The 3,450-nt window shown below is 68.7% G+C and carries 4 protein-coding genes; 3 read left to right on the top strand and 1 reads right to left on the bottom strand.

The features are described 5' to 3' along the window. Positions 1–172: 172 nt before the first annotated feature. The gene (locus tag AC1DQP_RS18320) at positions 173–736 is read right to left on the bottom strand and encodes a hypothetical protein (protein ID WP_478052182.1); all 564 of its coding nucleotides are present in this window, start codon (positions 734–736) and stop codon (positions 173–175) included. Between the two features lie 188 nt (positions 737–924). Here AC1DQP_RS18320 and cysS point away from each other — a divergent pair, with 188 nt between their 5' ends. The 3 genes from cysS to AC1DQP_RS18305 form a co-directional block, all read left to right on the top strand. Continuing rightward, positions 925–2,295 (top strand): cysteine--tRNA ligase, encoded by a 1,371-nt coding sequence (gene cysS / locus AC1DQP_RS18315; protein WP_478052181.1) that lies wholly within the window; start codon positions 925–927, stop codon positions 2,293–2,295. A gap of 121 nt (positions 2,296–2,416) precedes the next feature. Next, positions 2,417–2,866: a SufE family protein gene (locus AC1DQP_RS18310; RefSeq protein WP_478052180.1), complete on the top strand. Its 450-nt coding sequence runs from the start codon at positions 2,417–2,419 to the stop codon at positions 2,864–2,866. Further along, a partial coding sequence (locus AC1DQP_RS18305) for an MFS transporter (protein WP_478052179.1) occupies positions 2,863–3,450 on the top strand: 588 nt, incomplete at its 3' end. The genes AC1DQP_RS18310 and AC1DQP_RS18305, both read left to right, overlap by 4 nt.

The raw sequence follows: 3,450 nt of genomic DNA, 5'->3' as shown, positions 1-3,450 counted from the left end.
CGGTTACCCAGCGAAAATGTGGGGTTCCGGTCGGCGGGCACGCGACGTCATGCCCGTAGCCATACGGGCGGCGCTGGTGTCGTGCTGGAAGTCGGTGAGTTTCATGGCCGCCAATCTTTGCATGCGCACGGGGTGGGTGCAAGACCTGAAGGGAACATTCAGGCGACAGACCTCACGGATTKGCGGCGCTGCCCTGCTCGGCGCCCATCCACGGAGTGATCGAGACCCGGATCTTGAGCCGGTTGCCCGGATCTTCGGGCAGTCGCGAGCGGTATTTGGTGCCCTTGTAGACGTAGTCCACGTCATAGGCGATGGGCCGGCGGAACTCGYGGCCGACCGGAATGATCCGGCATTCACGGGTCAGCAGCGGGCCGTTGTTGGCCGCCGGGGYCGGCGCCTCGGCGACCGGCGTCTCTTCCTCGCTCCCGTCTTCACGGCGGAAGATCGAGCGCACCGAGTCCATGAAACGGCCGAAGCGGCCCTTGTCTTCCTGCGGCTCCTCGCCGGTCACGTTGACCGGCGCCAGCGTGCGCGTGGACACCGGCTCGCAGTGCTCTTCGGTGCGGGTCGCGCGCAGGGTCTGGAACACCGGCTCCACGTTGAGCACCTGTGCGTAGTCGAACTTGACGTTCTCCACGATCACCACCCGGTTACGGACCTCACCGTCCTGGGCGCACGCCCCGAAGGCGGCACCTCCGAGCAGGCAGGCCAGCGTCAGCAACGAAGCGGATTTCATTGGCAACAGGTAAGAGGACAAGGTGGCTAGTTTAGGGAGTGCCAGGCACAAGGGGCTGAACATTACCCTTCCGCGACGATTCTGCCCATAGGCCGTTGCCCTGGCGGACAGCCAGGACCCCCGGCGCTGAACGCGGATGTGATCTAAAATCGTGGGCTTGCCCCCTTCCCTCCCCGCCACCGACCCCCATGACCCTGCGCCTGCACAACACCCTGACACGCCAGCTCGAACCGTTCACCCCGCTCGATGCGACCTGTCCGACCCTGTATGTCTGCGGCCCCACGGTCTACAACTATGTGCACATCGGCAATGCCCGTGGCCCGGTGGTGTTCGGGGTGCTGGCCGACCTGCTGCGGCGCCGCTTTGGCGGCCTGCGCTATGCGCGCAACATCACCGACGTGGACGACAAGATCAACACCGCCGCGCGTGAACAGAACGTGCCGATCAGCGCCATCACCGACCGTTTCGCCGCCGCCTACCGTGAAGACATGGGCGCGTTGGGCGTGGTTCCCCCGGATATCGAGCCGGAAGCCACCGCGCACATACCGCAGATCGTGACGATGATCGAGCAGCTGATCGCCGCCGGCCACGCCTACGCCGCCGAAGGCCACGTGCTGTTCTCGGTCAGCTCCTACGCCGACTACGGCAAGCTCTCGCGCCGGGACCCGGACGAAATGCTGGCCGGCGCACGCGTGGACGTGGCCCCCTACAAGCGCGAGCCGGGCGACTTCGTGCTGTGGAAGCCGTCCAGCGACGACCTGCCCGGCTGGGCATCGCCGTGGGGCCGTGGCCGCCCCGGCTGGCACATCGAGTGCTCGGCAATGGCCGCCGCGCACCTGGGTGAAACCATCGACATCCATGCCGGCGGCGTGGACCTGCAGTTCCCGCACCACGAAAACGAGATCGCGCAGAGTGAGTGCGCCCATGGCGGGCGGATCTTCGCGCGGTTCTGGCTGCACAACGGCATGCTCAACTTCGGCGGTGCGAAGATGAGCAAGTCGATCGGCAACATCGAGCGCGTGCACGACCTGGTCCGCAAGCACGCCCCCGAAGCGCTGCGCTATGCGCTGCTGTCGGCGCACTACCGGCAGCCGCTGGACTGGTCCGATGCGCTGATCGAGCAGTCCGTACGGACGCTGGACCGTCTGTACGGCACCCTGCGCGACCTGGCCGACGTGCAGGCGGCGGCGGTGATCCCGGCCGAGATCGAGGCAGCGCTGGACGATGACCTCAACACCCCGCAGGCGCTGGCCGAACTGGCCCGCATCGCCGGCGAGGCCCGCAAGGCCGCCCCGGGCGAGCAGGCGCAGTGGAAGACCGCGTTGCTCGGCGCCGGCTTGGCGCTGGGCCTGCTGCAGCAGGATCCGGCCGCGTGGTTCGGCAATGCCCCCGGCGATGCCGACGACGACGCGCGCATCCAGGGCCTGATCGACGCGCGCAGCGCAGCCAAGCAGGCGCGCGACTTTGCCCGGGCCGATGCCCTGCGCGACCAGCTCGCCGCCGAGGGCATCGTGCTGGAGGACACCGCCCAGGGCGTGCGCTGGGCACGCAAGCGCTGATGCGTCGCCCGGCCAAGGGCCGGGCGCTGCCACGACACGGACCCGGCCATGGACGACCGGGCGCTTCCTTTGAACCATCACGGCCAGCCCACGGAAGGCGCACACCGGCCCGGAGCCCCCCATGACCATCTCATCCCCGTTCCCGCTTGAAGCCACAGCTGCCGAGGCACAGGCCGCCATCGCCGAGGAGTTCGCCTTCTTCGGCGACTGGTCCGAGCGTTACCAGTACCTGATCGACCTGGGCCGCAAGCTGCCGACCTTCCCGGAAGAGTGGAAGACCGAACAGCACCGTCTGCTCGGCTGCCAGTCGATGGTCTGGATCGTGCCGGAAGGCAATGCGCAGACCCTGCGCTTCCACGCCATCAGCGACTCGGCGATCGTCTCCGGGCTGATCTACCTGGCGCTGCGCGTGTACTCGGGGCGCTCGGCGGCCGAGATCCTGGCCACCGAACCGACCTACATCCAGGACATCGGGCTGTCGCGCCATCTGTCGCCAACGCGCAGCAACGGCGTGGCGGCCATGCTCGCCTTCATCCGCGAGACCGCGCAGTCCCAGCACGCGCAGTCGTGAGTACCGACGCCCCTGCCGAGACACCGGAGCGCGCGCTCACGCTGCTGGCGCGGCCCGGCTTCGCATTGCTGCTGGCGTATCGCATCTGCGCGATGCTGTCCTACCAGATCGTGGCGGTCACGGTCGGCTGGCACATCTACGAAGTAACCCGCAATCCGTTCTCGCTGGGCCTGGTCGGCCTGGCCGAGGTGCTGCCGTTCTTCTGCGTGACCCCGTTCGCCGGCTACCTGGTGGACCACCTGCCGCGCCGCCGGCTGGGCATGGTGGCGGCCAGCGGGCTGGTACTCACCGCCGTGGTGCTTACCGCGGTCGCGCAGGGCTGGTTGCCGTTCCACGGGGTGTGGCCGATCTACGCGGCGATCGCGATGACCGGCATGGTCCGCGCGTTCCTGTCGCCGATCTACAACGCGCTGTTCGCCCGGGTACTCGAACGCCCGCAGTACGCGCGCGGCGCGGGCCTGGGCGCGGTGGTGTTCCAGGCCGGCATGGTGGCCGGCCCGGCGCTGGGCGGCCTGCTGGTGGCCACCGGCGGCAAGGGCGTGGCCTACGGGGTGGCGGTGGCGGTGGCGCTGATCGCGGTGGGC

The sequence above is a fragment of the Stenotrophomonas sp. P5_A8 genome (assembly GCF_056400545.1).
The sequence above is the reverse complement of the archived record's forward strand: the minus strand, read 5'-3'. Positions and strand labels throughout refer to the sequence as shown.